This window comes from Streptomyces sp. NBC_00443, from assembly GCF_036014175.1.
Taxonomy (GTDB): domain Bacteria; phylum Actinomycetota; class Actinomycetes; order Streptomycetales; family Streptomycetaceae; genus Streptomyces.
This window is the reverse complement of record NZ_CP107917.1, coordinates 4,462,783-4,488,702: the sequence shown is the minus strand read 5'-3', so window position 1 is coordinate 4,488,702 and position 25,920 is coordinate 4,462,783. Positions and strand designations below refer to the sequence as shown.

At 71.7% G+C, this 25,920-nt stretch carries 22 protein-coding genes and 1 pseudogene; 16 read left to right on the top strand and 7 right to left on the bottom strand.

The genetic code is table 11. The features are described 5' to 3' along the window. Positions 1-348: 348 nt before the first annotated feature. The 3 genes from OHO27_RS20080 to OHO27_RS20070 form a co-directional block, all read right to left on the bottom strand. The gene (locus OHO27_RS20080; RefSeq protein ID WP_328425848.1) at positions 349-1,458 is read right to left on the bottom strand and encodes an SPFH domain-containing protein; all 1,110 of its coding nucleotides are present in this window, start codon (positions 1,456-1,458) and stop codon (positions 349-351) included. Positions 1,459-1,487: 29 nt separating this feature from the next. Then, complete coding sequence (locus tag OHO27_RS20075; protein ID WP_328425846.1) at positions 1,488-1,925, bottom strand: NfeD family protein; 438 nt, start codon at positions 1,923-1,925, stop codon at positions 1,488-1,490. 582 nt (positions 1,926-2,507) lie between these two features. Next, complete coding sequence (locus OHO27_RS20070) at positions 2,508-2,870, bottom strand: DUF1304 domain-containing protein (RefSeq protein WP_328425844.1); 363 nt, start codon at positions 2,868-2,870, stop codon at positions 2,508-2,510. 411 nt (positions 2,871-3,281) lie between these two features. On the opposite strand from OHO27_RS20070, the gene OHO27_RS20065 reads away from it, so the two are divergent. Then, complete coding sequence (locus OHO27_RS20065) at positions 3,282-4,376, top strand: hypothetical protein (protein WP_328425842.1); 1,095 nt, start codon at positions 3,282-3,284, stop codon at positions 4,374-4,376. A gap of 615 nt (positions 4,377-4,991) precedes the next feature. Here OHO27_RS20065 and OHO27_RS20060 read toward each other — a convergent pair. Next, entirely contained in the window at positions 4,992-5,642 is a 651-nt protein-coding gene (locus OHO27_RS20060) for an FMN-dependent NADH-azoreductase (protein WP_328425840.1), read from the bottom strand. 150 nt (positions 5,643-5,792) lie between these two features. Here OHO27_RS20060 and OHO27_RS20055 point away from each other — a divergent pair, with 150 nt between their 5' ends. From OHO27_RS20055 to OHO27_RS20040, 4 genes are all read left to right on the top strand, one after another. Continuing rightward, entirely contained in the window at positions 5,793-6,158 is a 366-nt protein-coding gene (locus OHO27_RS20055) for a winged helix-turn-helix transcriptional regulator (RefSeq protein ID WP_328425838.1), read from the top strand. Positions 6,159-6,343: 185 nt separating this feature from the next. Continuing rightward, positions 6,344-7,801: a DUF2252 domain-containing protein gene (locus OHO27_RS20050; RefSeq protein WP_328425834.1), complete on the top strand. Its 1,458-nt coding sequence runs from the start codon at positions 6,344-6,346 to the stop codon at positions 7,799-7,801. A gap of 805 nt (positions 7,802-8,606) precedes the next feature. Continuing rightward, positions 8,607-9,509 carry a J domain-containing protein gene (locus OHO27_RS20045; RefSeq protein WP_328425832.1) on the top strand — a complete coding sequence of 301 codons (903 nt, stop codon included), beginning with the start codon at positions 8,607-8,609 and terminating at the stop codon, positions 9,507-9,509. A 96-nt stretch (positions 9,510-9,605) separates the two neighbouring features. Next, the gene (locus OHO27_RS20040; protein WP_328430494.1) at positions 9,606-9,935 is read left to right on the top strand and encodes a rhodanese-like domain-containing protein; all 330 of its coding nucleotides are present in this window, start codon (positions 9,606-9,608) and stop codon (positions 9,933-9,935) included. A gap of 37 nt (positions 9,936-9,972) precedes the next feature. On the opposite strand, the gene OHO27_RS20035 is transcribed toward OHO27_RS20040, so the two are convergent. Then, positions 9,973-11,115 (bottom strand): acyl-CoA dehydrogenase family protein, encoded by a 1,143-nt coding sequence (locus OHO27_RS20035; protein ID WP_328425830.1) that lies wholly within the window; start codon positions 11,113-11,115, stop codon positions 9,973-9,975. Positions 11,116-11,364: 249 nt separating this feature from the next. Between OHO27_RS20035 and OHO27_RS20030 the strand changes: the two genes are divergently transcribed. From OHO27_RS20030 to OHO27_RS20020, 3 genes are read left to right on the top strand one after another with little or no spacing between them, the layout of a single operon-like run. Then, a complete protein-coding gene (locus tag OHO27_RS20030; protein WP_328425828.1) occupies positions 11,365-12,156 on the top strand; it encodes a DUF5819 family protein in 792 nt (263 codons plus the stop codon). Further along, on the top strand, positions 12,153-13,379 hold the full coding sequence (locus OHO27_RS20025) for an HTTM domain-containing protein (protein WP_328425826.1): 1,227 nt from the start codon (positions 12,153-12,155) through the stop codon (positions 13,377-13,379). Before OHO27_RS20030 ends, OHO27_RS20025 begins: the two co-directional genes overlap by 4 nt. Beyond that, positions 13,376-14,122: a TrmH family RNA methyltransferase gene (locus OHO27_RS20020; protein WP_328425824.1), complete on the top strand. Its 747-nt coding sequence runs from the start codon at positions 13,376-13,378 to the stop codon at positions 14,120-14,122. The genes OHO27_RS20025 and OHO27_RS20020 overlap by 4 nt, the downstream gene beginning before the upstream one ends. On the opposite strand, the gene paaN is transcribed toward OHO27_RS20020, so the two are convergent. Further along, entirely contained in the window at positions 14,119-15,810 is a 1,692-nt protein-coding gene (gene paaN / locus OHO27_RS20015; protein ID WP_328425822.1) for a phenylacetic acid degradation protein PaaN, read from the bottom strand. The two genes, OHO27_RS20020 and paaN, sit on opposite strands and share 4 nt — an antisense overlap. Before the next feature lie 160 nt (positions 15,811-15,970). Between paaN and OHO27_RS20010 the strand changes: the two genes are divergently transcribed. Together OHO27_RS20010 and OHO27_RS20005 are read left to right on the top strand one after the other, a co-directional pair. Then, entirely contained in the window at positions 15,971-17,488 is a 1,518-nt protein-coding gene (locus OHO27_RS20010; RefSeq protein ID WP_328425820.1) for a 3-hydroxyacyl-CoA dehydrogenase, read from the top strand. Then, positions 17,485-18,075, top strand: a complete 591-nt coding sequence (locus OHO27_RS20005; RefSeq protein WP_328425818.1) for a TetR/AcrR family transcriptional regulator — start codon at positions 17,485-17,487, stop codon at positions 18,073-18,075. Before OHO27_RS20010 ends, OHO27_RS20005 begins: the two co-directional genes overlap by 4 nt. 117 nt (positions 18,076-18,192) lie before the next feature. Here the strand turns inward: OHO27_RS20005 and OHO27_RS20000 are convergent, their stop codons facing one another. After that, positions 18,193-18,678 (bottom strand): Lrp/AsnC family transcriptional regulator, encoded by a 486-nt coding sequence (locus OHO27_RS20000; RefSeq protein ID WP_328430493.1) that lies wholly within the window; start codon positions 18,676-18,678, stop codon positions 18,193-18,195. Between the two features lie 190 nt (positions 18,679-18,868). On the opposite strand from OHO27_RS20000, the gene pdhA reads away from it, so the two are divergent. The 6 genes and pseudogenes from pdhA to OHO27_RS19970 all read left to right on the top strand — a co-directional run bounded on the left by pdhA (position 18,869) and on the right by OHO27_RS19970 (position 25,880). Beyond that, positions 18,869-20,005 carry a pyruvate dehydrogenase (acetyl-transferring) E1 component subunit alpha gene (gene pdhA / locus OHO27_RS19995; RefSeq protein WP_328425816.1) on the top strand — a complete coding sequence of 379 codons (1,137 nt, stop codon included), beginning with the start codon at positions 18,869-18,871 and terminating at the stop codon, positions 20,003-20,005. Further along, positions 20,002-21,005: pseudogene (locus OHO27_RS19990) on the top strand (alpha-ketoacid dehydrogenase subunit beta). The gene pdhA and the pseudogene OHO27_RS19990 overlap by 4 nt, the downstream one beginning before the upstream one ends. Further along, positions 21,005-22,393: a dihydrolipoamide acetyltransferase family protein gene (locus OHO27_RS19985; protein ID WP_328425814.1), complete on the top strand. Its 1,389-nt coding sequence runs from the start codon at positions 21,005-21,007 to the stop codon at positions 22,391-22,393. Before OHO27_RS19990 ends, OHO27_RS19985 begins: the two are co-directional and overlap by 1 nt. 69 nt (positions 22,394-22,462) lie before the next feature. Continuing rightward, a complete protein-coding gene (locus OHO27_RS19980) occupies positions 22,463-23,407 on the top strand; it encodes an NTP transferase domain-containing protein (RefSeq protein WP_328425813.1) in 945 nt (314 codons plus the stop codon). Continuing rightward, positions 23,404-24,774, top strand: a complete 1,371-nt coding sequence (locus tag OHO27_RS19975) for a molybdopterin molybdotransferase MoeA (RefSeq protein WP_328425812.1) — start codon at positions 23,404-23,406, stop codon at positions 24,772-24,774. Before OHO27_RS19980 ends, OHO27_RS19975 begins: the two co-directional genes overlap by 4 nt. Further along, the gene (locus OHO27_RS19970) at positions 24,771-25,880 is read left to right on the top strand and encodes a potassium channel family protein (protein ID WP_328425811.1); all 1,110 of its coding nucleotides are present in this window, start codon (positions 24,771-24,773) and stop codon (positions 25,878-25,880) included. Before OHO27_RS19975 ends, OHO27_RS19970 begins: the two co-directional genes overlap by 4 nt. Positions 25,881-25,920 lie beyond the last annotated feature (40 nt).

Below are 25,920 nucleotides of genomic sequence, written 5' to 3'. Positions count from 1 at the left end.
AACTGCTTCAGCGAGCATCCCGAGTTCGCCGTCAGCTGGTTCGATGACCGCCTCCGCTGAGAACCGTCGTCCGGGAGCCCGGCTGACACTCCGGGTGGCGCCGCTGCACGCGCGGCGGGGCCATTCCCGTCCTGCTCATGGATCTGGATCCGGCGACCGCATGGTGGAGTCGCTCCGCACAGACCTGGAGTACATGAGCACGGTTCCTACGGCCCGTGTGGCCGTACGGCGAGAATGGGCGGACCGCTGCGTCCTACCCTTCCTCGACATCCCCGCCCCGCGGATCACAGACTGGACGACAGCCCACGGAGAGCCTCACGGCGGTCCTGGCGGCAACCGAGGGTGGGCTCAATCGCCGGACGTCTGCGCCCGGCGCGGTACCTGGGCCGTCTTCGCGGCCTCGGCCTCTGCCTTGGCATCGCTCACCGCGGCGGCGGCCTGCTTTCCGGCCTCATCAGCCGCCGCCGCCGCGTCGAGCGAAACGCTCCAGCCTGCATCGAGTTCCGGAGTCCGTCCTTCGGCAGACGTGTCGTCGGCGGTGGCGGTGGCTGCTTCTCCGGGCTGCGCGGTTGGGGGTGGACCTGCCGTCGACTGATCACCGAAGGCCCGAGTGACGGTCCGAACCGCCTCGGTCAGCTCCCCCGGGATCACCCAGAACGTGTTGTTGTCGCTGCTCGCCAGGTGCGGGAGCGTTTCGAGGTACTTGTAGGCCAGGATCTTCGGGTCGGCGTTGTTGCGATGGACGGCCTGGAAGACGAGCTCCACAGCCTTTGCCTCGCCGTCCGCCCTCAAGATCATGGCCTGTTGCGTGCCCTGTGCCTCCAGGATGTCCTTCTGTTTCGTGCCTTCCGCGGTGAGGATCTTGGCCTGCCGCTCCCCTTCGGCGTGCAGGATGGCCGCCCGCTTGTCACGCTCGGCCCGCATCTGCTTCTCCATCGCTTCCTTGATGGTGTGCGGTGGATCGATGGCCTTGATCTCGACGCGGTTGACGCGGATACCCCACTTGCCGGTGGCATCGTCGAGGACGGCGCGAAGCCGGGAGTTGATCTCCTCACGGGAGGTGAGCGTCTCCTCCAGGTCCATGCTGCCGATGACGTTCCGCAGCGTGGTCACGGTGAGCTGATCGATCGCATGCAGGTAGTCAGCGACCTCGTAGGCCGCTGCCCGTGGGTCCGTGATCTGGTAGTAGAGCACGGTGTCGATGTTCACCACGAGGTTGTCCTCGGTGATCACTGGCCTGGGGTCGGATGAGTAGACCTGCTCGCGCACGTCGAGTTTGGTGTTGACGCGGTCCGCCACCGGCAGGACCAGGTTCAGCCCGGGTTGCAGCGTCCTGCGATACCGGCCGAACCGCTCGATGTTGTAGCGGCGTGCCTGCGGGACGATCCGCACTGCGGAGGCCACGAGGAAGACAACGACAATGGCCGCCACAAGAATGGGAATGACAACTGCATCCACAGTGCCTCCGTTGCTATGTGCTCAGCCGTTCACGGAAGGAGTTCGCGGGGGTAGACGATGGCTGTGGCGCCTTCGATCTCCATCACATCCACCAGTGCCCCCACCGGGATCACAAGGCTCTCGTCGAGGGCGCGTGCGGACCATTCTTCGCCGGAGAGTTTGATCAGGCCACGGGTCGCGGTGACCTCCTGCGTGACTTCGGCCCGCTTGCCGATCAGCGCATCCGTGCCGTCGCGTGTGATGGGTTGCTGGGTCATATGCCGTAGCGCGACAGGACGGACGAGGATGAAGCCCGCCGCCGCTGCTGCCGCCAGGGCCAGGAGCTGGCCGAGGATGCCGATTCCCACACCAGCGACTACGGCGGCAACCAATGCGGCGCCCGCGAGCAGACCGAAGACGAGTGTCAGGGTGAAGAACTCAGCGACACCCAGTGCCGCGGCGGCGAGCAGCCATGCGAACCACGGCATCGGATCGCCCTCCTTCAGGGGCCCTGTCCACCAAGCTACCTCCCGGACCCGCCGGATAGAACACGCACGGCAACCGTGGTTCTTGGTCATGGGGCGCCTACCCGGCCTCGGTCGGCCCAGCCGTCACGGCGCTGGTGCCCGCAGAGTGTCCTCAGGAGCGGACAACAGCGTTCACCAGCGGAGGCCAACCCGCTCTCGCGCGCGGCCACCGCTGCGCCACATAAGCGCAGGTCAATGGCTACGCAGCCGCCCACGCGTCGTCGCTTCCCAATCGAGAGCAAGTTCGATTCTCGGCACGTGCTCCACAAATAGGGCCCAAGTCGGAGATTCCGGGCTCTTTGCTAGTTCTGCAAGAGCGACTACAAACAGCGGCACACGGTCGAATGCGGCCGGTGGCAACGACACTCCGCCTGCTTCCTCCCAAAACGACGTAGCAGTCCAACACCTGCGACTTCTCGTTGTGCGGTGTTGGCGCTCGTGTTGCGTTCGACACGTCGTGCCCCGCGTTGCCCCGCGTTGCTTCGCTACGGCGCGCTCGATGGCCGTGGCCTGTGATGAAGCTTTCAGGCCACGGCATCGTGCTCAGCCGGCCGCGATGACCGTGGCGAGGGTCACGGCTGCGGGCAGCGCCTGGACGAAGAGGATGCGGCGGTTGGCGGTGGCCGCGCCGTAGACGCCCGCGACGACGATGCAGGACAGGAAGAAGATCTGGACGCGGTGGCCGGTCGGGTCGTCGGCTATCAGACCCCAGACCAGGCCCGCGGCGAGGAAGCCGTTGTAGAGGCCTTGGTTGGCCGCCAGTGGCGCGGTGGTGCGGGCCAGCTCGGCGTCGAAGCCGTGGAAGCGGCGGCCCGGTCCGCGCTGCCACAGGAACATCTCCAGGACCAGGATGTAGGCATGCAGCAGCGCCATGAGGGCGACGAGGACGACGGAGATCAGATGCATGCGGTGATTGTGCCGGTGGGGTGTGGGGGCGGTGAGCCGGTATGGGGGCGGTGGGCCGGTGAGCTGATGGGCTGACGGGCACTGGGGGGCGTGCGGTGACTGAGGTCGCCGGTAGGTTCTTCGGCCGGTCCGCGCCCCGGTCGGAGGCGGCCTTCCCGCCCGGTCGGTCTTTCGGCTGAGCGGCTTGCTGCGCGGGCTGTGAACGGTGGCCGTTCGGCCGAGGTGGCCGTCGCTGCCTCGGCGCGAGATTGGGGATCCCCTTTCTCCAGGAGCCCGCCGATGCCACCCGACTCCCTCTCTTTCGTTGCCGGAGTCCGGTCCGGCGGCGGCCCTGTCCTCGCCCCCGTGCCGCAGGTGCCCGTCCGGAGTGGCCGTGAAAGGTCCCGCCGGGCTCCCCGCGTTCGCCGCGACGTGCTGTTCTGGACCGGATGCGCGGCCTTCGCGCTGTCGCTGGCCCTGGTCACGACCCTCACCCCGCACCGGATCTGGGGCCTCTGCGCCGCCGTCGGGTACGCCGTCGCCGCGCAGCTCGCCCGTAGATCACCGCGCCCTTGGGGTGAACGCGGTGCGGTCGCCGCGCTGATCGGATCCGTCGTCCCGCTGACGCTGATGATCGCGGCGGGTGCCGCGCAGTCGGAGGTGCAGGTGGTCGAGCACTCGGGCGCCCTGCTGTTGGACTCCGGCAGCCCCTACGTGCCGCATCCGGCCGGCGTCGACGACTACAACCCCTACCTGCCGGGCATGGCGATCTTCGGGATACCCCACACGCTGTTCGGCGGCACGCCGCTCGCGGATGCCCGGGTGTGGTTCTGCGGGGTGTTCCTGGCGAGCATGCTCGTTGCCGCGCGGCGGGCCGATCTCAACCGCCTGTTGCGGGGCGGGATTTCGGGTGGAACGGCTTCGGGGAGAGCGGCTTCGAGCGGTGGGAATTCCAGTGGTGGGAAGGCGAGCCCGAACGCCGTGCTCCTTCTCGCGTCCTTCCCCGCGGTGGCGCTCCCGCTGGCCGTCGGCGGTGTCGATCTGCCGGTGATCGGGCTGATGTGCCTCGGGCTGGCGCTGGCGGGCCGGGGCGGGTCCGGTACGGCGGCGGGGCTCGCGATGGGGGCCGCGGCCGCACTGAAGTGGACGGCCTGGCCGCTGCTGCCGGTGGGGCTGGTGCTGCTCGCGGCGACGGCGGGGGGCGGCGGTCGGCGATACGGGCCGGAGCCGTCGCCGTACTGGTGGCCGCCCTGGCCGTGGTGCCGGTGGCCTCGGCCGATCCGCATGCCTTCGTCGAGCACGTGGTGCTCTTCCCGCTCGGCGAGGGCGGGGTGCACTCACCGGCGGCCAGCCCGCTGCCGGGGTACCTGCTGGCCACGTACGTCCCCGGCGGATCCGTCCTGGCCATGGCCGGGCTCGTGGCCGCCGCGGCCGGGGTCGCGGTGTCGTTGGCGGTACGTCCGCCCAGGACCGTCATTGCGGCTGCGGACCGGCTGGCACTCGGGCTGGGGCTGGCGATGTGCCTGATCCCGGCGACGCGGTTCGGGTACCTGGTCTATCCGCTGGTGCTGGCTGCCTGGTTCCGTAGGGCGGACCTGGTGCCGGCAGCTCGTCAAGCGGCGCGGTTGGTGGGGGCCGGACGTGGACGTGGGTGAGGGGCGGGGTGCTGGGGTGCTCCCCTGAGGAGAGTGCCCGAGCGCCGGGACGTGCATCTGGTGCGGGTCACCGTGCTCGCGGTGGTCGGGCTGGTGGTGGCGCTGTGTCTGCCGTCGGTGGGACAGCACTCGGCGGGAGAGGGGCCGGGGTCCTCGACCGCTGTGTCGGTTGTTTCCGTTGCAGGGTGTCGGCGACGGCCCGTGACGGATCGCGCGTGACCGGTGGCTCGTGGCTGTGAACCATTGAGGCGTTGAGAGACGTGCCTCGGTCGGCGCGGATTGGCCGTCGTATTCGTGTCGTACTCGGCGTCTCGTACTCGGCGTCGTAGCGGCTTCCCGGCGCTGCGCACCGCCACGCGCGCGTAGGGGCTCCTTCGCCGGGACGGGTTCTCCGAGGCGCGCGTGACGGACGGCAATGCGGCATACGCCAGGCGCCAGGCGGCGGGCGGCTGCTGGCGCGAGTGCCCTTCGGCCGCGCACGACGTGGCTACGCCGCGTGCCGCTGGGCCAGCTGCTTCGCCCTCGCGGCGGCCTCGTCCAGGGCGCGCTCGCGGGAGGCCTCGAAGAGGGGGACCAGGTCGGCCATCTCCGGGTTGGCCGGGGCCATCGTGAGCTCCGGAACGATGAACTCGAGGTCGGCGCCCAGGAAGTCGGCCAGGACCGCCGACAGGTAGTTCTGCACGTACTCGTAGCCCTCGCGCGGAGTGCCCGGCCCGTACGCGCCGCCGCGGCTGGCCACGACGGTGACCGGGATGCCCTTGACCGACTGGGCGTCGCCCGCGGTACGGCCGAACAGGACCACCTGGTCCAGCCAGGCCTTCAGCGTCGACGGGACCGTCAGGTTGTACATCGGGGCGCCGATCAGCACGGCGTCCGCACGCTCCAGTTCCTCGATCAGCGTCACGCGCTCGGCGAAGGCGGCGGCCTGCTCGGGCGTGTGCGTGGCCGGATCGGCGAAGCCGGCGGTGTGGGCGTGGGCGGAGATGTGCGGCACCGGGTTCAAGGCCAGGTCGCGGTGGATCACCGTGCCCTCGGGGTGCTGTTCCTGCCACGTGCGGCGGAAGGCGTCGGCGACGGCGCGGGAGGAGGAGGCGTCGGCCGGGAAGACCGAGGAGTCGATGTGCAGGAGCGTTGCCATGGGGGTCTCCAGAGGGACGAAAGCGGATGGCAAGCGGGCAGGGAGCTGGGCGCACCTTCCCGCAGTTACTAAGTATTCGTACACGACTATGGATAGCACAGTCACTTACTTTTTTTCATCCCCGTACCGCAGGGCAGTACCCTGAAGGGCATGGCGGGTGAGCAGAGTCACGACGTATCGGCGTGCAAACGGGTCGACGAGGGCATCACCCGTGTCTTCCAACTGCTCGGCAAGCGCTGGACCGGCCCGATCGTGTCCGTCCTGACCGCGGGGCCTGCGTACTTCGTCGCCCTGCGCCGGGCGATTCCCGGCATCAGCGAGCGCATGCTCTCCGACCGGCTGACCGAACTCGCCGCCGCTGGACTGGTGGTGCGCGAGGTGTACGAGGGGCCGCCGCTGCGGGTGGTGTACCGGCTGACGGAGGCGGGCGCCGCGCTGGAGCCTGCGCTCACCGCGCTGGGGCTGTGGGCGCAGGAGCACTTGGCGGATGGCGTGGGGCCGCCCGAGACCTGCTGAGGCAGATCGATCGCGTCACCCTCGCCAGGCGCTACGGCGCTACGGCGCTACGGCGCTCGCCGGCCGCAGGCCGAGCGGTGTTTTCCACAACCGCGGAGTTGTCCACAGGGTCTGACGCGTTTCGGCCACCGGCTGTAACGTCGGCACGAGTTGATGTTCGTGCGTGAGCGGGGGAGGCGGTCGGTATGACCGAGGTCGGTGCGGAGGCTACGGCGCAGGTGGCCGCGGTGGCATCGGAGTCGTCGTCGGATTCCGCCGTGCGTCGGCTGCCCGGCGTGCGCGGCTTCGCCGAGTGGCCCGGCGGCGGATCGCCCAAGGAGGACGGCAAGGCACTGCGCAGGCGGGTGCCGCGCGGTGACCACGCGATTCTCGACCTCGACGCCGCCCGTCCCGACGCCGTGGCCGCAGTCGAGGAGTCCAACCTCGGCCGGCTCCCCGAGCTCACGCCGATGAGGGTCGGCCGGATGGCGGCGACGCCCTTCGCGTTCCTGCGCGGCTCGGCGGGGCTCATGGCGTACGACCTCGCCCGCACTCCCATGACCCGGATCCGCGCCCAGATCTGCGGTGACGCGCACGCGGCGAACTTCGGCCTGTACGGCGACGCGCGTGGCGGCCTGGTCATCGACCTGAACGACTTCGACGAGACGCTGTACGGCCCCTGGGAGTGGGACCTCAAGCGGCTCGCCACCTCGCTCGTGCTCGCGGGCCGGGAGGCGGGCGCGGACGAGGACGCGTGCCGCAAGGCGGCGCACGACACGGTGGGTGCCTACAGGCGCACCATGCGGCTGCTGGCCAAGCTCCCGGTGCTGGACGCGTGGAACGCGATCGCGGACGAGGAGCTGGTCTCCCACACCGACGCCCATGACCTGATCGGCACGCTGGAGCGGGTCGCGGAGAAGGCGCGGGGCAACACCAGCGGGCGCTTCGCGGCGAAGTCGACGGAGCCGGCCGGGGACGGTGGCCGCCGGTTCGTCGACGCCCCGCCGGTGCTGCGCCGGGTTCCGGACGCGGAGGCGGCGGCGGTCGCTTCGTCGCTGGAGAGCTACCTCAGCACGCTGTCCGAGGACCGTCACCCCCTGCTCTCCCGGCACGCGGTGCACGACGTGGCGTTCCGCGTGGTGGGCACGGGCAGCGTGGGCACCCGCTCGTACGTCGTCCTGCTCCTGGACCACCGGGGCGAGTCACTGGTCCTCCAGGTGAAGGAGGTCCGCCCTTCGGCCCTCGTCCCGCACCTGGTGACGGCCGGCTTCGAGGTGCCGGACCCGGAGCACGAGGGGCGGCGCGTGGTGCTCGGCCAGAAGCGGATGCAGGTGGTCAGCGACATCCTGCTGGGCTGGACGACGGTCGAGGGCCGGCCTTTCCAGGTACGCCAGTTCCGCAACCGCAAGGGCAGCGTAGACCCGGCCGCCCTGGCCGCCGACCAGATAGACGACTACGCCCGCATGACCGGCGCTCTCCTGGCCCGTGCCCACTCCCACAGCGCCGACCCCCGCCTGGTCTCCGGCTACTGCGGCAAGAACGAGGAACTGGATGAGGCGATCGCCGCATTCGCCGTCACCTACGCCGACCGCACGGAGGCGGACCACACCGCCCTGGTGTCGGCGGTACGGGCGGGGCGGATCGCGGCGGAGACGGGGGTGTGAGGGGCGGCGATTGCTTCGCGGGGAGGGCTCGGTGAGGTACGTCACCCTTGGCGGGGATCGGCGATGGGCCCGGCGGGCCGGTGAGCCAACCGACGTGATCGACCCGACTGCCGCGATGAGTCGGGATCTCGTGGCGGGGGCGGTGGCCGTCGGGTCTTCCGAGGCCTGTGGCCCGGCGGGGAGGGCCGGAGGGTGAAGGTCCGGGCCCATCGGGGCGCAGAGCCGGACCCACCGGGACGCGCAGGAGAGAGTGAGGGTCCGGGCCTACGGGGCGAAGGTCCCGGGCCGCCAGCGCGAGGGGCCGGGTCCGCCGCGGAGCCACAGGGCACGGATGCTCCGGGCCTACTGAGATGAGGCCCGGAGTCGGCGGAGCGGAACCGCAGGGCATGAGGGCCAGGCCGGGTGGGGCGCAGAGTCCGAGTCGGCGGAGCGGAACCGCTGGGCACGAGGGCTTGGCCCATGGGCGCGGCGGGCCGGAACCGCAGGGCACGACACGACGAGCCCAGCCCGGGTGGGGCGCAGAGTCCGAGTCGGCGGAGCGGAACCGCTGGGCACGAGGGCCTGGCCCATGGGCGCGGCGGGCCGGACCCGCAGGGCACGACACGACGAGCCCAGCCCGGGTGAGGCGCAGAGTCCGAGTCGGCGGAGGAACCGCTGGGCACGTGGGCCCGGCCCCACGGGGGCGGCGGGCCGGCGCCGCAGGGCACGACACGACGGGCCCAGGTCGACTGTGCGAAGGGCCCGGGCCGGCGGCGCGGAACCGCAGTGCACGAAGGGCCGGGCACGGGTGGCCTACGCTGGTCGGGTGACGACGCCGGAAGCTGAACAGTCCCAGGCCGAGCCCGCTGGTGCGGGGACGTCGGGCGGAGCCGAGGTGCCCGCCGGCGGAACTGAGCAGGGTGGTGAGGCACAGGTCCCGGCCGAGGACGGGGCGGAGCGGCCCGAGGCGCGGCTGGAGCGGGCCGTGCGGGCCGCCGAGCAGGCGTTGATCGAGTACGAGATCGCGGTGGAGACCTTCCGCGTCGAGGTGGAGAACTTCTCCCGGCTGCACCACCAGAAGCTCGGCCCGATGTACGCCCGCCTCGACGAGCTGGACGCCCGGATCGCCGAGGCCACGGCCGCCCGCACCGGCGACCCCGAGGACATCCGCAAGGCCGACGAGGCACGTGCCCGGGTGCTGCCGATGCCCGGCGTCGAGGAGCTGTTCCACGGCTGGATGGACGGCGAGGGGCTGTTCCCGGAGTCCGCGGCGATGCTCACCGACCAGCCGGTGCGGCCGCCGCAGCGGGTGCGCCCCAGCGACGAGGCCCGCAAGCTCTACCGCGAACTGGCCCGCAAGGCCCACCCCGATCTCGCCCAGGAGCCGGCCGAGCGTGCGAGGCGCGAGGAGTTCATCACGCGCGTCAATGCTGCCTACGCCCGGGGCGACGAGGCGCTGCTGCGGGAGCTGGCCGAGGAGTGGGCCTCGGGACCGGTGCCGAAGGAGCAGGGCCCGACCCCGGCCGAGGAGCTCTACGCCCGCCTCGAGTGGCTCGCTCAGCGCAAGGAGATGCTCGCCCTCGTCGCGAACGAGCTGGAGGAGAGCGCGATCGGTGCGATGCTCCGCCTGGCCCCGGACGACCCCGACCGCCTCCTCGACGAGATCGCCGACCAGCTCCTGGCCCAGGTCGAGGCGAGGGAAGCAGAACTGGCAACGCTGCTCGACTAGAGGTCGGAAATCGCCCGTAGTGGGACTCCCCTCGGGAGCCGCGTCGGGTAGCCGCGGCCGTCCGGTAGCGTCGGACTCATGCATTTCGGATCTGGCGTGCCGACAGTCGAGGTCACCGACCTCAAGGACGACGACTTCCTGCTGGACGTCCGCGAGGACGACGAGTGGCAGGCGGGTCACGCCGAGAAGGCCCTGCACATCCCCATCAGCGACTTCGTGGCCCGCTACGGCGAGCTGACCGAGGCCGCCCCGCAGGACGGCCGCGTCCATGTGATCTGCCGCTCCGGCGGCCGCTCGGCGCAGGTCGCGATGTACCTCGTCCAGCAGGGCATCGACGCCGTGAACGTCGACGGCGGCATGCAGGTGTGGGCGGCGGTGGGACGTCCCGTGGTGAACGACGAGGGTCAGCCGGGCTTCGTCCTGTAAGGACCGTACGGCCCTCAGAGCACCCGGTATCCGAAGGTCAGCCCAGCGGATGCGCCGCCAGCAGATCCCCCAGCGCCTCCTCGTGTGCCGCCGCCGGGCCGAGCGCCAGCTCAAGGTGCTTGGCCCAGGCGTGGTACCGGTGCAGCGGATAGTCGACGTCGGCGCCGAAGCCGCCGTGCAGATGCTGGGCCGTCTGCACGACCCGGCGTACGCCCTCGGATGCCCAGATCTTCGCCACGGCCACGTCTCCTGAGGCAGGCAGCGCTCCCGGCGCCCCCGAGGCGATCCGCCACGCGGCCTGCCACAGCGTGGCCTCCATCGCGCGCAGGTCGATGTAGCGGTCGGCGGACTGCACGGCGACCGCCTGGAACGTGGCGATCGGATGCCCGAACTGCTCCCGCTTGCCCGCATACTCCGAGGTCATCCCCAGCACCCGCTCACCCAGCCCGAGCGCCAGCGCACACGTCCCCGTGGCCAGCAGCTCCCGCAGCCACTCCCACGCGCCCTCGGCGTCGATGACGTCCCGCTCCGCGAGCTCCACCGAGTCCAGCCGCAGCTCCCCCAGCCGCTCCCCGCTGGTCGAGAACTGCTCGGCGAGCGAGACACCCTGCGCCTCGCGCGGGACCAGCGCGAGGAGAGTCCGGTCGGCGGCCGTACGGGCCGGGACGACGACGAGATCGGCGTCGTACGCCCAGGGCACCGTGGTCTGCACCCCGTCCAGCACCCACCCGGAACCGGAACCGGAATCCTGCCGGGCGGTCACCGCGAGCTCCGCCGGGTCGTGGCCGGTGCGGCCGTGCGCGGCGACCGTGAGCACCACCTCCCCGCGTCCCGCCCGCGCGAGCAGCTCGGCCTTCAGCTGAGGGCCGCCGTACGCCTGGACGGCCGCCGTCGCCGCGCTGTTCTCCAGCAGTGGCACCCTGGCCAGTACCTTCGCCGACTCGCGCAGCACCAGGCACAGCGCGACGGCGTCGAGGCCCGCCCCGCCATGCTCCTCCGCGAGCAGCAGACTCAGCAGGTCGGCGTCCGCGAGCCGGCCCCACAGTGCGCGGTCGAAGTCGTCGGCGACGGCACCCGGCGTGAGCGCGGGAGAGGGCACGGAGTCCGGCGCGACCCCGGCGAACACCCCGCGCGCCGCCTCGGCCGCCGCCTGCTGCTCCTCGGTGAAGGTGAAGTCCACGATCCCTGCCCTTCCACACGTCCACACCCACGGCGATCTGACGGAGCGTCAAGATAGAACAGGTTCTAGAAGAAGGGAATGCTCTGTGGAGGACCCACGCAGGGCCCCGTACGGCCGTGTAGGACCCCCGTAAGGTGTGGACGGCGGCGGCCCGGCTGGGGCTTTGCCCGGCGGGTGGGCCTGAGTACCGTTCCCGTGCGAGCGCCGAGGGCTGAGGGAAGACGGACCGGAATCGGGAAACGGGGCTACATGGACGCGCACGACGCAGGCTCGGCCGCCCGGCACGGGCCGGACGAGGAGCCGCGGGACGCCGCCGCCCCGCCCGCCGTCGATCCGTCTCCCGCCCTGCCGGCCGCCGAACCCCGCACCGGCGTGGCCGCCCTTTCCCTGCGCTACCAGATCGGCGCCGCTCTCGCCCTCGCGGTCGTGGCGATCGCCGTCTGTGTCCACATAGGCATGGTCTTTCTGCACGTCGCCCCGCCGAACACGGTCACCAAGCAGCACGGCAAGGCGATCGACGACTGGATATATCCGGAGTTCGAACAGAACTGGAAGCTGTTCGCCCCCAACCCGCTGCAGCAGAACATCGCGGTGCAGGTCCGTGCCCAGGTCGGCACGGCCGACGGCGGCCGCAGCACCACCGGCTGGTACGACCTGTCCGCCCAGGACGGCCGGGCCATCGACGGCAATCTGCTGCCCAGCCACACCCAGCAGAACGAGCTGCGCCGGGCCTGGGACTTCTTCGTGGCCACCCATGACGCCGGGAACCGTCCCGTGGGCCTGCGCGGCGCCCTGTCCGAGACGTATCTGCGGCGCATCGTGGAACTGCGCCTGGACCGCGCGAACGCGGCAGGCGAGAGCGGCGTCCTCGAACGGGTCCAGGTCCGCTCCCGCACCACCAACGTGCATCCGCCCAAGTGGAGCGGCGAGCAGGTCTCGGACAAGCCGTCCTACCGGGTGCTGCCCTGGTGGTCGGTCACGGCCGACGCGACCGGCAGCGCGACCGACAGCGCGGCCGCGCAAGAGGGGAGCGCCCGGTGAACCGCTTCTCCCTCGCGATCTCCGCCGGCATCGCCCGGGTCACCGGGTCCGTCCTCGGCCCGTACCAGACGGCCGTGATCCGCATCGGCTTCACCGCGACCTGGCTGCTGTTCCTGCTGCGTGAGTTTCCGCACCGCCTGGAGATGTACGGCCCCGACGGTCCCTGGGACTTCGACCTGGCCCAGCAGCTGATCGGGACGAACGGCTCCTTCACGGCCCTGATCTGGTGGAGCAGCCCGTTCTGGTTCGAGAGCGTCTACGTCCTTGCCGTCCTGACCAGCGTGCTGCTGCTGCTCGGCTGGCGGACCCGCACGATGTCCGTGCTCTTCATGGTCGGCGTGCTCTCGCTGCAGAACCGCTCCATCTTCATGGGCGACGGCGGCGACAACGTCCTGCACCTGATGTGCGTCTACCTCGTTTTCACGCGCTGCGGCCAGGTCTGGTCGCTGGACGAGCGCAGGGCCAGGCTCGCGGGCGAGGCACACGCGCGTGGAGAGCGGGTCGGGCCGGACCGGATCGGCCCGACCCTGTGGGGCGTGCTCGGGTTCGCTCTGGTCGCCGTGACCGCGGCGGGCCGTCTCGACGGCGACCTGACCGTGCCGCTGATCCTGTGGGGTGTCTGGCTCGCCCTGGCCGTGCGGTGGATCGTGGGCCGATTTGCGCGGACCGACCAGCCCCGCATCCTGCTCGACGTCATCGGCAACATCGTCCACAACGGCGCCCTGCTGGTGATCATGGCCGAGGCGTGTCTGATCTACGCGACCGCCGGCTGGTACAAGATCCAGGGCTCCCGCTGGCAGGACGGCACCGCCGTCCACTACCCGCTGCACCTCGACTATTTCTCGCCCTGGCCCGCCCTCGCCGACCTGCTGTCGTCCAGCGGCACGATGGTGATGCTCATCACCTACGGCACGGTCATCGTCCAGGTCGCCTTCCCGTTCACGCTGTTCAACCGACGGGTCAAGAACGTCCTCCTCGCCGCGATGATCACCGAGCACGCCGTGATCGCGGTCGTCCTCGGGCTGCCGTTCTTCTCCCTGGCGATGATCGCGGCGGACGCGGTCTTCCTGCCGACGTCGTTCCTGCGCCGCCTCGGCGGCTGGGCGGCACGCGCGCGTGGCGGTCTGTCGGGGCTGGTCCGGCGCGATGACGACCGCACGGAGGTGCCGGGGCCGCGCACCCCGGAGAACCCCGAGCACGCGCACGTAGGCTTCACGGCATGACCGTGACCTCCTGGAACCGGCTCGCCGGCACCTCCGTGCTGCTCGACGGCTTCCACGCCCTCAAGCACGCCGTGCGCTTCGGCGCCGAGGTCCCGGTCGCAGTCGCCGTCGACCGGGATGCGGCGCTCGCCCTCGCCGACGAGCTGGCACCGGACGTACGGAACGCCTTGGACGCGCTCCTGACGCAGGTCCCGGAGTCGACGTACACGTCACTGGTGCCGCGCCCGCACCCCACCGCGGTCGCCGCCCTGGCGGTACGGCCGGCTCGCGCCGCCAACCTGCAGAAGCTGGCGCACACCCCGCGCACCGCCCCCGTCGTGGTCCTCGACAACCCGCGCAACCTCGGCAACGCGGGCGCCGTGATCCGACTGGCCGCCGGCTTCGGCGCGACCGGCGTCGTCACCACCGGCACGCTCGACCCCTGGCATCCGACGGTCGTACGCGGCGGGGCGGGGCTGCACTTCGCGACCGCCGTGGAGCGGCTGGGCGTGGCGGAGCTGCCGCCCGGGCCGCTGTTCGCCCTGGACCCCGAAGGCGACGACATCCGGGGCAGCAAGCTCCCGGACGACGCCGTCCTCGCCTTCGGCTCCGAACGCACCGGCCTGTCGGCCGAACTCCGCGCGCGTGCCGACCATCTGGTGGCCTTGCCGATGCGGCCCCAGGTCTCCAGCTACAACCTCGCGACCAGCGTGGCGATGACGCTGTACCACTGGAGTCTCACCGGGGGCGCCTTCAGGGTCTAGGCCTCCCGCCGCACCTCGATCACCCGGAACCGGTTCGCCACGAACGCCCCGTCGCACAGCGCCGAGTTGGCCGCAGGGTTGCCGCCCGACCCGTGGAAGTCGGAGAACGCGGCCGTCTGGTTCACGTACACACCGCCCGTGAGGTTCAGCGACAGCTGGGCCGCCTCGTCCAGGCAGGCTTCCTGCACGGCCTGCTCGACCTCGTCGTCGGTGGTGTACGCACCGACCGTCATCGCGCCCTTCTCGCGCACCGTCCGCCGCAGCAACTCCACCGCGTCAGCGGCCGAGTCGACCGCGACGGCGAAGGAGACCGGGCCGAAGCACTCGCTCATGTAGGCGGCCTCGTCGTCCGGCTTGGCGCCGTCCAGCTTCACGATCACCGGCGTGCGGACCACGGCGTCCGGGAACTCCGGGTTCGCGATCTCGCGGGAGGCGAGGGCGACTTCGCCGAGACCGGCGGCAGCCTCCAGGCGCGCCTTGACGTCGGGGTTGACGATCGCGCCGAGCAGCGCGTTCGCGCGGGCGTCGTCGCCGAGGAGGCCGTCGACCGAGCGGGCGAGGTCGGCGACGACCTCGTCGAAGGTCCGGGGGCCCTCCTCGGTGCGGATACCGTCACGGGGGATGAGCAGGTTCTGCGGGGTGGTGCACATCTGGCCGCTGTACAGGGACAGCGAGAACGCCAGGTTGGAGAGCATGCCCTTGTAGTTGTCCGTCGAGTCGACGATCACCGTGTTGACGCCGGCCTTCTCGGTGAAGACCTGCGCCTGGCGGGCGTTGGCCTCCAGCCAGTCACCGAAGACGGTCGAGCCCGTGTAGTCGATGATCCGGATCTCCGGGCGGGTGGCCAGCGTCTTGGCGATGCCCTCGCCGGGGCGCTCGGCGGCCAGCGCGACCAGGTTCGCGTCGAAGCCCGCCTCGGCGAGCACCTGCCGGCCGACCTGCACGGTGAGTGCGAGCGGCAGCACCGCGCGCGGGTGGGGCTTCACGAGGACCGCGTTGCCGGTGGCGAGGGAGGCGAACAGGCCCGGGTAGCCGTTCCAGGTCGGGAAGGTGTTGCAGCCGATGACCATCGCGATCCCGCGCGGGACCGGCGTGAACTGCTTGTTCAGGGCGAGCGGGTCGCGCTTGCCCTGCGGCTTGGTCCACTCCGCCGTGTCGGGGGTGCGCACCTGCTCGACGTACGCGTACGCCACCGCCTCCATGCCGCGGTCCTGGGCGTGCGGGCCGCCCGCCTGGAACGACATCATGAAGGCCTGGCCGGAGGTGTGCATGACCGCGTGCGCGAACTCGTGTGTACGGTCGCTGATCCGCTTGAGGATCTCCAGACAGACCACCGCGCGCATCTCCGCGCCCGCGTCCCGCCACGCTCGCATGCCGGACTTCATGGCGGGCAGCAGCTGGTCGATGTCCGCGTGCGGGTACTCGACGCCCAGCTCGATGCCGTACGGGGAGGCCTCGCCGCCCACCCAGCCGTCGGTGCCGGGCTGGCCGAGGTCGAGGCGCCCTCCGAGGAGGGCGTCGAAGGCGGCCTTGCCCGCCGCCGCGTCCAGGCTGCCGTTTTCGCCGTAGGCCTTGGGGTGCTCGGGGTGCGGGGACCAGTACGCACGTGTGCGGATCGCTTCCAGCGCCTGGTCGAGGGTGGGCCGGTGCTTGGCGATCAGCTCGTGGGCGGTCAGTTCGGCGGCCATGCGGGACCAACTCCTCGTTTCAAGAGCTCTCCGTCGAGCTCATGACCTGGGCAGAAACATGGGCAGGAACAGCCAGTCAGAGTTAGAGTAACCGAACGATCGGTCGGTTCAAGGGGGTCCGCCGCATCTGTGGAAAACCCCGTGCGGGAGGATCGCGCACATGACAGCACTCGACCTCAGCAGCCCCGTGGCCGTCGTCGGCACCGGCACCATGGGCCAGGGCATCGCCCAGGTCGCGTTGGTGGCGGGCCACCCCGTACGGCTGTACGACGCTGCTCCGGGGCGCGCCCAGGCCGCCGCCGAAGCGATCGGCGCGCGACTCGACCGGCTCGTCGAGAAGGACCGCCTCACCGGCGCCGCCCGGGACGCGGCCCGCGCGCGGCTGCTGCCCGCCGAGTCCCTCGCCGAGCTCGCGGACTGCTCCCTGGTCGTCGAGGCCGTCCTGGAGCGCCTCGACGTCAAGCAGGAGCTGCTGCGCGCGCTGGAGGACATCGTCGGCGAGGACTGCCTGCTCGCCACCAACACCTCGTCCCTGTCGGTGACGGCCATCGGCGGCGCTCTGGACAACCCCGGCCGCTTCGTCGGCCTGCACTTCTTCAACCCCGCGCCGCTGCTGCCGCTGGTCGAGGTGGTCTCCGGGTTCGCCACCGACGTCTCGTCGGCCACGCGCGCGTACGAGACGGCACGCGCGTGGGGCAAGACGCCGGTCGCCTGCGCGGACACCCCCGGCTTCATCGTCAACCGCATCGCGCGGCCCTTCTACGCCGAGGCCTTCGCGGTCTACGAGGCACAGGGCGCGGATCCGGCCACCATCGACGCCGTCCTGCGCGAGTGCGGCGGCTTCAGGATGGGCGCGTTCGAGCTGACCGACCTCATCGGGCAGGACGTCAACGAGTCCGTCACGCGCTCCGTGTGGCAGTCCTTCTTCCAGGACGTGCGCTTCACGCCCTCGCTCGCCCAGCGGCGCCTGGTCGAGTCCGGCCGGCTCGGCCGCAAGAGCGGGCACGGCTGGTACGACTACGCGGACGAAGCCGAGGCCTCCGAGCCGCACACCGCCGAGAAGGCCCGGCAGCCCGCCTACGTCGTCGTCGAGGGCGACCTGGGCCCTGCCTCCGAGCTGCTCGCGCTGATCCGCGAGGCGGGCATTCCGGTGCGTGAGGAGGACGAGGACCACGGCACCCGCCTGGTGCTGCCCGGCGGCGGCCAGCTCGCGCTCGCCGACGGCCAGACGTCGGTGGAGTTCCGGGACGTCGTCTACTTCGACCTCGCCGTCGACTACCGCCGGGCCACCCGGATCGCCCTGTCCGCCTCCCAGGACACCGCGCAGCAGACCCTCGCCGAGGCCACCGGCCTCTTCCAGGCGCTCGGCAAGAAGGTCAGTGTCATCGGCGACGTCCCCGGCATGATCGTCGCCCGTACGGTCGCCCGGATCGTCGACCTCGCGCACGACGCGGTGGCCAAGGGGGTGGCCACCGAGGAGGACATCGACACCGCGATGCGCCTGGGCGTGAACTACCCGCTCGGGCCCTTCGAGTGGAGCCGCAGGCTCGGCCGCAACTGGGCGTACGCCCTGCTCGACGACCTGCACCTCCGTGACCCCTCCGGCCGCTACGCGCCGTCCCTCGCGCTGTACCGCCACGCGTACGCCTCCGACAAGCGGGAGGGCAGGACCTCATGACCACCGCCAAGCGCGACACGTACACCCCGGAGACGCTGCTCTCCGTCGCCGTGCAGGTCTTCAACGAGCGCGGCTACGACGGCACCTCCATGGAGCACCTCTCCCGCGCGGCCGGCATCTCCAAGTCGTCGATCTACCACCACGTCACGGGCAAGGAAGAGCTGCTGCGCCGGGCTGTCAGCCGGGCGCTGGACGGCCTCTTCGGGATCCTCGACGAGGAGCACGCGCGCGGGGGGCACGCCGCCGACCGGCTCGAGTACGTCGTACGGCGCATGGTCGAGGTGCTCATAGCGGACCTGCCGTACGTGACGCTGCTGCTGCGTGTGCGCGGCAACACCGACACCGAGCGGTGGGCCCTGGAGCGGCGCCGCGACTTCGACCACCAGGTCGCCGCCCTGCTGAAGGCGGCCGCCGCCGACGGGGAGGTGCGCGCGGACGTGGAGGTCCGGCTGGCGACCCGGCTCGTCTTCGGCATGATCAACTCGATCGTCGAGTGGTACCGCCCGGACGGCCGCGGCATGAACGAGCGCGAGGTCGCCGACACGGTGGCGCGGCTGGTCTTCGGGGGACTGCGCCGGGCGAGCTGACCCCCGCGCTCGCCGATCCTGCGTGCCGGGCGGCCTGAGTACGCGCGCGATGGTGACCCACTGGGGGTTCGTCCCGCTCGCGACCGCCTGGGCGCTGCCGCACCGCCGGTCCCGCGCTCAGCCCTGCGGCTCCAGGTCCTCCTCCTCGAACACCAGCAGCGTGCGCGTACTGAGCACCTCGGGGATCGCCTGGAGGCGGGTGAGGACCAGTTCGCGCAGTGCCCTGTTGTCGGAGGTGTGGACCAGCAGCAGGACATCGAAATCGCCCCCGACGAGGGCGATGTGAGAGGCACCCGGCAGCTGTCTGAGCTGCTCGCGGACCGTGCGCCAGGTGTTCTGGACGATCTTGAGGGTGATGTAGGCCGAGGTTCCGTGACCGGCGCGTTCGTGGTTGACGCGGGCGCCGAAACCGCGGATGACGCCGTCCTCGACGAGGCGGTTGATGCGGGCGTAGGCGTTGGCACGGGAGACATGGACCCGCTCGGCGACCGACCGTATCGACGCGCGGCCGTCCGCCTGGAGCATCTGGAGGATGTCCTCGTCGATGGCGTCGAGCGGGCGGGCCGGTGGCAGGGGGGCGCCGTCGTCCGGGCTTTCGGCCATTTGTTCAGGCGCCATGTCCCCCCACCTTCCCTCCGTGGACGTACTGCGTTCATTGGAGGCTGTGGAGAACCGTTTGTCCACAGCCTGAGGGTGCCTGTAGCCAAAATGTGCCGTCGACCGAACAATCGGTAGGTGAGGCGCGTCACTGGAGCTGCGCCTCCCGTAGCCGCTCCCACGAGGAGGTGCCGTCATGACGGTCATGGAGCAGCGAGGCGCGTACCGGCCATCGCCGCCGCCCGCCTGGCAGCCCCGCATGGACCCCGCGCCGCTGCTGCCCGACGCGGAGCCGTACCGCGTCCTCGGCACCGAGGCCGCCGCGAAGGCCGACCCGGACCTGCTGCGCCGGCTGTACGCCGAGCTGGTGCGGGGCCGCCGGTACAACGCGCAGGCGACCGCGCTCACCAAGCAGGGCCGCCTCGCCGTCTACCCGTCCACCACCGGCCAGGAGGCCTGCGAGGTCGCCGCCGCGCTCGCCCTCGAGGAGCGCGACTGGCTCTTCCCGAGCTACCGCGACACGCTCGCGGTCGTGGCACGCGGCGTCGACCCCGTCGAGGCGCTGACCCTGCTTCGCGGCGACTGGCACACCGGCTACGACCCCTATGAGCACCGCGTGGCCCCCCTGTGCACGCCGCTCGCCACCCAGCTCCCGCACGCCGTCGGCCTCGCGCACGCCGCCCGCCTCAAGGGCGACGACGTGGTCGCGCTCGCCATGGTCGGCGACGGCGGCACCAGCGAGGGCGACTTCCACGAGGCGCTGAACTTCGCCGCCGTATGGCAGGCACCGGTCGTCTTCCTCGTCCAGAACAACGGCTTCGCGATCTCCGTCCCGCTCGCCAAGCAGACCGCGGCCCCGTCGCTGGCCCACAAGGCCGTCGGCTACGGCATGCCCGGCCGCCTGGTCGACGGCAACGACGCGGCCGCCGTGCACGAGGTGCTGAGCGACGCCGTACGGCACGCCCGCGCGGGCGGCGGCCCCACGCTGATCGAAGCGATCACCTACCGCATCGACGCCCACACCAACGCCGACGACGCGACCCGCTACCGCGGCGACTCCGAGGTCGAGACCTGGCGCGGGCACGACCCGATCACGCTCCTGGAGCACGAGCTGACCGAGCGCGGCCTGCTCGACGAGGCCGGCAAGCAGGCCGCGCGGGACGCCGCCGAAACCATGGCCGCCGACCTGCGCGAACGCATGAACCAGGACCCGGCGCTCGACCCGATGGACCTGTTCGGCCATGTGTACGCCGAGCCCACACAGCAACTGCGGGAACAGCAGGCTCAGTTGAGGGCCGAGCTTGAAGCCGAGTCGGAAGGGTCGCACCGATGACCACCGTCGCCGCCAAGGCGGCCACCATGGCGCAGGCCCTCACCCGCGGGCTGCGCGACGCCATGGCGGACGACCCCACCGTGCACGTCATGGGTGAGGACGTCGGCACCCTCGGCGGTGTCTTCCGGGTCACCGACGGGCTCGCCAAGGAGTTCGGCGAGGACCGCTGCACCGACACGCCGCTGGCCGAGGCGGGCATCCTGGGCACCGCGGTGGGCATGGCCATGTACGGCCTGCGCCCCGTCGTGGAGATGCAGTTCGACGCGTTCGCCTACCCGGCGTTCGAGCAGCTCATCTCGCACGTGGCGCGCACGCGCAACCGCACCCGCGGCAGGATGCCGCTCCCCATCACCATCCGCGTCCCCTACGGCGGCGGCATCGGCGGCGTCGAGCACCACAGCGACTCGTCCGAGGCGTACTACATGGCGACTCCGGGGCTCCATGTCGTCACGCCCGCTACCGTCGCCGACGCCTACGGGCTGCTGCGCGCCGCGATCGCCTCCGACGACCCGGTCGTCTTCCTGGAGCCGAAGCGGCTGTACTGGTCGAAGGACACCTGGAACCCGGACGAGCCGCAGAGCGTTGAACCGATTGGCCGCGCGGTGGTGCGGCGCTCCGGCCGGAGCGCCACGCTCATCACGTACGGACCGTCCGTGCCCGTCTGCCTCGAAGCCGCCGAGGCGGCTCGGGACGAGGGTGGGACCTGGAGGTCGTCGACCTGCGCTCGCTGGTGCCGTTCGACGACGAGACGGTCACCGCCTCGGTACGGCGGACCGGGCGAGCGGTCGTCGTGCACGAGTCGGGCGGGTTCGGCGGCCCGGGAGGGGAGATCGCGGCCCGGATCACGGAGCGCTGCTTCCACCACCTGGAGGCGCCGGTGCTGCGCGTGGCCGGGTTCGACATCCCCTACCCGCCGCCGATGCTGGAGCGTCACCACCTGCCCGGCGTGGACCGGATCCTGGACGCCGTGGGGCGTCTGCAGTGGGAGGCCGAGAGCTGATGGCACAGGTGTTGGAGTTCAAGCTCCCCGACCTCGGGGAGGGGCTCACCGAGGCGGAGATCGTCCGCTGGCTGGTGGAGGTCGGTGACGTCGTCGCCGTCGACCAGCCGGTAGTCGAGGTCGAGACGGCCAAGGCGATGGTCGACGTCCCGTGCCCCTACGCCGGAGTGGTCACGGCCCGCTTCGGCGAGGAGGGCTCCGAGCTTCCCGTCGGCGCGCCGCTGCTGACGGTGGCCGTCGGCGCGCCCGCCTCCGACGGTCTGTCCGAGGACTCGGGTGCGGCCTCGGACAAGGGCTCCGGCAATGTCCTCGTCGGCTACGGCACCTCCGAGGCACCGGCCAGGCGCAGAAGGGTGCGCCCGGGGGAGTCGGCACCTGCCGTACCCGTGGAGCCCGTGTCCGCCAACGGCGCCGCTGCCGCTCGGGAGGTGGTCGAGGGGCCCGTGCCGGTCATTTCTCCCCTCGTCCGCCGCCTCGCCCGGGACAACGGCCTGGACCTGAGGGAGCTGCACGGCTCCGGTCCGGAGGGGCTGATCCTGCGGGCCGACGTCGAGTACGCCCTGCGGGCCGCCCAGGCGCACGGGCGCACGCCACAGCCGTCGGCGGAGCCGCACGCGCGCGTGGCGCCCACCCCGGCACCGGCCGTCTCCGCTGCCGTCCCGACCGCGCAGCCCCCCGTCCGTTCTTCCGCCCCTCCCGCCGGCATTCGCACCCCCCTCAAGGGCGTCCGCGGTGCCGTGGCCGACAAGCTCTCCCGCAGCCGGCGGGAGATCCCGGACGCCACCTGCTGGGTGGACGCCGACGCGACGGAGCTCATGCGGGCGCGCACCGCGATGAACGCCGCGGGGGGCCCGAAGATCTCCCTGATCGCTCTGCTGGCCCGCATCACCACCGCCGCCCTGACCCGGTTCCCCGAGCTCAACTCCACGGTCGACATGGAGGCCAGGGAGATCGTCCAGTTCGACCAGGTGCACCTCGGGTTCGCCGCGCAGACCGAGCGAGGGCTCGTCGTCCCGGTCGTCCGGGACGCCCACGCGCGGGACGCGGAGTCGCTGACGGCGGAGTTCGCCCGGCTGACCGAGGCGGGCCGCACGGGCACCCTCACACCGGCGGAACTCACCGGCGGCACCTTCACGTTGAACAACTACGGCGTGTTCGGCGTCGACGGCTCCACCCCGATCATCAACCACCCCGAGGCCGCCATGCTCGGCGTCGGCCGCATCATCCCCAAGCCCTGGGTGCACGAGGGCGAACTGGCGGTGCGGCAGCTCGTCGAGCTCTCGCTCACCTTCGACCACCGGGTCTGCGACGGCGGCACCGCAGGCGGCTTCCTGCGGTACGTGGCGGACTGTGTGGAACACCCGGCGGTGCTGCTGCGCACGCTGTGACCGAGGCCCCCGCGTTTCGGCTGCTTCCCCTGCGTTCCCTGTGATCGCGAAGGCACGCATACTCGGGGGGTGACCGCGAACGAACCGACGGGCGCGCAAGGCGCCGCCGATGCTGTTCACGACGTCGCGTACGACGCCGTCGTGCTCGCCGGCGGTGCCGCGCGGCGGCTCGGCGGGGTGGACAAACCCGGGGTACGGGTCGGCGGGCGCCCGCTGCTCGACCGGGTGCTCGCCGCCTGCTCCGACGCACGCACCACCGTGGTCGTCGCCGACCCCCGGCCCACCGCGCGGCCGGTGACCTGGGCGCGTGAGGACCCGCCCGGTGGCGGCCCGGTCGCCGCCCTCGACGCCGGGCTCCGGCACACCGGCGCGGAGCAGGTCGTCGTGCTCTCGGCCGACCTGCCGTTCCTCGACGAGGGCACGGTACGGCGGCTGTTGGCCGCCCTGCGCTCCGGCGGGGCCGACGGCGCGCTGCTCACCGACGCCGACGGCCGCGACCAGCCGCTCGTCGCCGCGTACCGCGCGCCCGCGCTGCGCCGCGAACTGGCCGCGCTCACCCAAGGGCGGGACGGCCTCGCCGGCCTCCCCCTGCGCCGGCTGACCGGCAAGCTCGGACTCACCCGCGTCCCCGACCCCGTCGCGTCCTTCGACTGCGACACCTGGGACGACATCGCCACCGCCAGGGCACGCATCAGGGAGCATGGGCACGTGTTGGATGAATGGATTTCCGCAGTCAAGGACGAACTGGGCATCGACCTCGACGTCGACACCAAGCTGCTGCTGGACCTCGCCCGCGACGCCGCCCACGGCGTGGCGCGGCCCGCGGCCCCGCTGACCACCTTCCTCGTCGGGTACGCGGCGGCGCAGGCCAGGGGCGGCGAGGGCGGACCCGAAGCGGTCGTCGAGGCATCCCGCAAGGCCGCCGCCCTCGCCCTGCGCTGGGCCGAAGAGGCCGCCGCCAAGTCCGACGTGGCCCCCGACGCCACCCCCGATACCCGCCCGGACGCCGGATGACCCCCCGCGGCATCCAGGCGGACGAGGACGCCGAGGACCTCGACGTCGAGGAGGTGCTCGCCCTCGTGAACGGGGACAACGGCCACCGCACACCGGGCGACGACGTGCCCGCACCCACCCCGCCCGCCCCCAGCTCCGCCAAGCCGGACGGCCACCACAAAGCCACCCCCTGGCCCGAAGCCCGCGATATCGCCGCTCGGGCCGCCCGATCCGGCACCCGGGCCGCCGGCCGTGCCCCCGTCTCCGTCCCTCTCGACGCCGCCCTGGGCCTCGCTCTCGCCGCTCCTCTCACGGCCCTCACCGATCTGCCCTCCTTCGACACCTCGGCGATGGACGGCTGGGCCATCGCGGGCCCCGGCCCCTGGGACGTACGGGACGAGGGCGTGCTGGCCGGGCACGCCGAGGCCGAGCCGCTCACCGACGGCGAGGCCGTCCGTATCGCGACCGGCGCCCGCATCCCCCTGGACACCACCGCCGTGCTGCGCAGCGAGCACGGCCGCATGGGCGCCCAGGGCCATCTGCACGCCACCCGGGAGATCCAGCACGGCCAGGACATCCGCGCACGCGGCCAGGAGTGCCGTAAGGGCGATCATCTGCTGGCCGTCGGCACCCTGGTGACCCCGGCCGTGCTCGGCCTGGCAGCCGCCGCCGGATACGACACCGTCACCGCCGTGCCCCGCCCCCGCGTCGAAGTGATCATCCTCGGCGACGAGTTGCTCACCGAAGGGCTCCCGCACGACGGGCTGATCCGCGACGCCCTCGGCCCGATGCTGCCGCCCTGGCTGCGCGCACTCGGCGCCGAGGTCACCGCCGTGCGCCGACTCGGCGACGACGCCAAGGCCCTGCGCAAGGCGCTCACCGGCTCCAACGCGGACCTCGTCGTCACCACCGGCGGCACCGCGGCCGGCCCCGTCGACCACGTCCACCCCACCCTGCACCGCATCGGCGCCGAACTCCTGGTGGACAGCGTCAAGGTGCGGCCCGGCCATCCCATGCTGCTGGCCCGCCTCAAGGAGAACCAGCACCTCGTGGGCCTGCCCGGCAACCCCCTCGCCGCCGTCTCCGGCCTGCTCACACTCGCCGAACCTCTGCTGCGCACGCTCGCGGCACGCCCCGCCCCGGAGCCCTACACGCTGCCGCTGAGCGAGGCGGCACACGGGCATCCGTACGACACCCGGCTCATCCCCGTCGTGCTGCGCGGCGACCACGCTGTGCCGCTGCGCTACCACGGCCCGGCCATGCTGCGGGGCATGGCGGCGGCCGATGCAATCGCCGTCGTCCCCCCGGGCGGTGTCCGTGCTGGTCAGGAGACCGAACTGCTCGACCTGCCCTGGGCCACCGCCGGTATCGAGGTGTGTTTCACGTGAAACTTCCGGGCCAGGACGCCATAGCGCGCGAGGCGGACGAGCGTGTCGCCACCTATCGCGTGAAGCTTCCGAAGAAGATCGTGGAGCATCCGTTCCGGCAGGTCGCCAAGCGGGTCATGATCGCGCTCTCGCTGCTCGTGGCGGCCGCGTTGATCGTCTACGCCGACCATGACGGGTACAACGACAGCTCCGACGGTTCCGTCGACCTTCTCGACGCCTTCTACTACGCGACCGTCAGCCTCTCCACGACCGGATACGGCGACATCACCCCGGTCAGTGACGCCGCCCGGCTCACCAATATCTTCGTCATCACGCCGATGCGCGTGCTGTTCCTGATCATCCTGGTCGGCACCACGCTCGAGGTCCTCACCGAACGGACCCGGGAGGAATGGCGATTGACCCGCTGGAGGTCCACCTTGCGCGACCACACCGTTGTCGTCGGCTTCGGCACCAAGGGCCGTTCGGCGATCCAGACCGTCTGCGCGACGGGCTTGAAGAAGGAACAGGTCATCGTGGTCGACCCGAGTTCCAAGGTGATCGAGGCGGCGGTCGCGGACGGATACGCGGGAGTCACGGGGGACGCGACACGCAGCGAGGTCCTGAAGCGGGCCGAGGTGCACAAGGCACGGAAGATCATCATCGCCACCCAGCGCGACGACACCGCCGTCCTGGTGACGCTGACGGCACGGCAGCTCAACCGCGGGGCGAAGATCGTGGCCGCGGTGCGTGAGGAGGAGAACGCGCCGCTGCTCAAACAGTCCGGCGCCGACGCTGTCATCACCAGCGCCAGCGCGGCCGGGCGGCTGCTCGGCCTCTCGGTGCTCAGCCCCGCCGCCGGCATGGTGCTGGAGGACCTGATCCAGCAGGGCAGCGGGCTCGACATCGTCGAACGGCCGGTCATAAAGGCCGAGGTGGGCAAGAACCCGCGCCAGACGGACGACCTGGTGGTGAGCGTCGTACGCGGGCACCGGGTGCTCGGATACGACGATCCGGACGTCGGGACACTGGAGTTGACGGACCGGCTCATCACGATCGTGAGGGCGACGCCGGGCAGTCAGGTCGCACCCGATGACCGGCGTCTGCCCCCAGGCATGAAGCCCGTCTGACGTATCGGACGGGCTCCACGTTCGGCGCTGCTTGCGGCTG

Coding starts and splice junctions, on each gene's coding strand:
- OHO27_RS20075 (WP_328425846.1), bottom strand. CDS start 1,925: ATGCCGTGGTTCGCATGGCTGCTCGCCGCCGCGGCACTGGGTGTCGCT.
- OHO27_RS20070 (WP_328425844.1), bottom strand. CDS start 2,870: ATGCATCTGATCTCCGTCGTCCTCGTCGCCCTCATGGCGCTGCTGCAT.
- OHO27_RS20060 (WP_328425840.1), bottom strand. CDS start 5,642: ATGGCAACGCTCCTGCACATCGACTCCTCGGTCTTCCCGGCCGACGCC.
- OHO27_RS20055 (WP_328425838.1), top strand. CDS start 5,793: ATGGCGGGTGAGCAGAGTCACGACGTATCGGCGTGCAAACGGGTCGAC.
- OHO27_RS20050 (WP_328425834.1), top strand. CDS start 6,344: ATGACCGAGGTCGGTGCGGAGGCTACGGCGCAGGTGGCCGCGGTGGCA.
- OHO27_RS20030 (WP_328425828.1), top strand. CDS start 11,365: ATGGACGCGCACGACGCAGGCTCGGCCGCCCGGCACGGGCCGGACGAG.
- OHO27_RS20020 (WP_328425824.1), top strand. CDS start 13,376: ATGACCGTGACCTCCTGGAACCGGCTCGCCGGCACCTCCGTGCTGCTC.
- paaN (WP_328425822.1), bottom strand. CDS start 15,810: ATGGCCGCCGAACTGACCGCCCACGAGCTGATCGCCAAGCACCGGCCC.
- OHO27_RS20010 (WP_328425820.1), top strand. CDS start 15,971: ATGACAGCACTCGACCTCAGCAGCCCCGTGGCCGTCGTCGGCACCGGC.
- OHO27_RS20005 (WP_328425818.1), top strand. CDS start 17,485: ATGACCACCGCCAAGCGCGACACGTACACCCCGGAGACGCTGCTCTCC.
- OHO27_RS20000 (WP_328430493.1), bottom strand. CDS start 18,678: ATGGCCGAAAGCCCGGACGACGGCGCCCCCCTGCCACCGGCCCGCCCG.
- pdhA (WP_328425816.1), top strand. CDS start 18,869: ATGACGGTCATGGAGCAGCGAGGCGCGTACCGGCCATCGCCGCCGCCC.
- OHO27_RS19985 (WP_328425814.1), top strand. CDS start 21,005: ATGGCACAGGTGTTGGAGTTCAAGCTCCCCGACCTCGGGGAGGGGCTC.
- OHO27_RS19975 (WP_328425812.1), top strand. CDS start 23,404: ATGACCCCCCGCGGCATCCAGGCGGACGAGGACGCCGAGGACCTCGAC.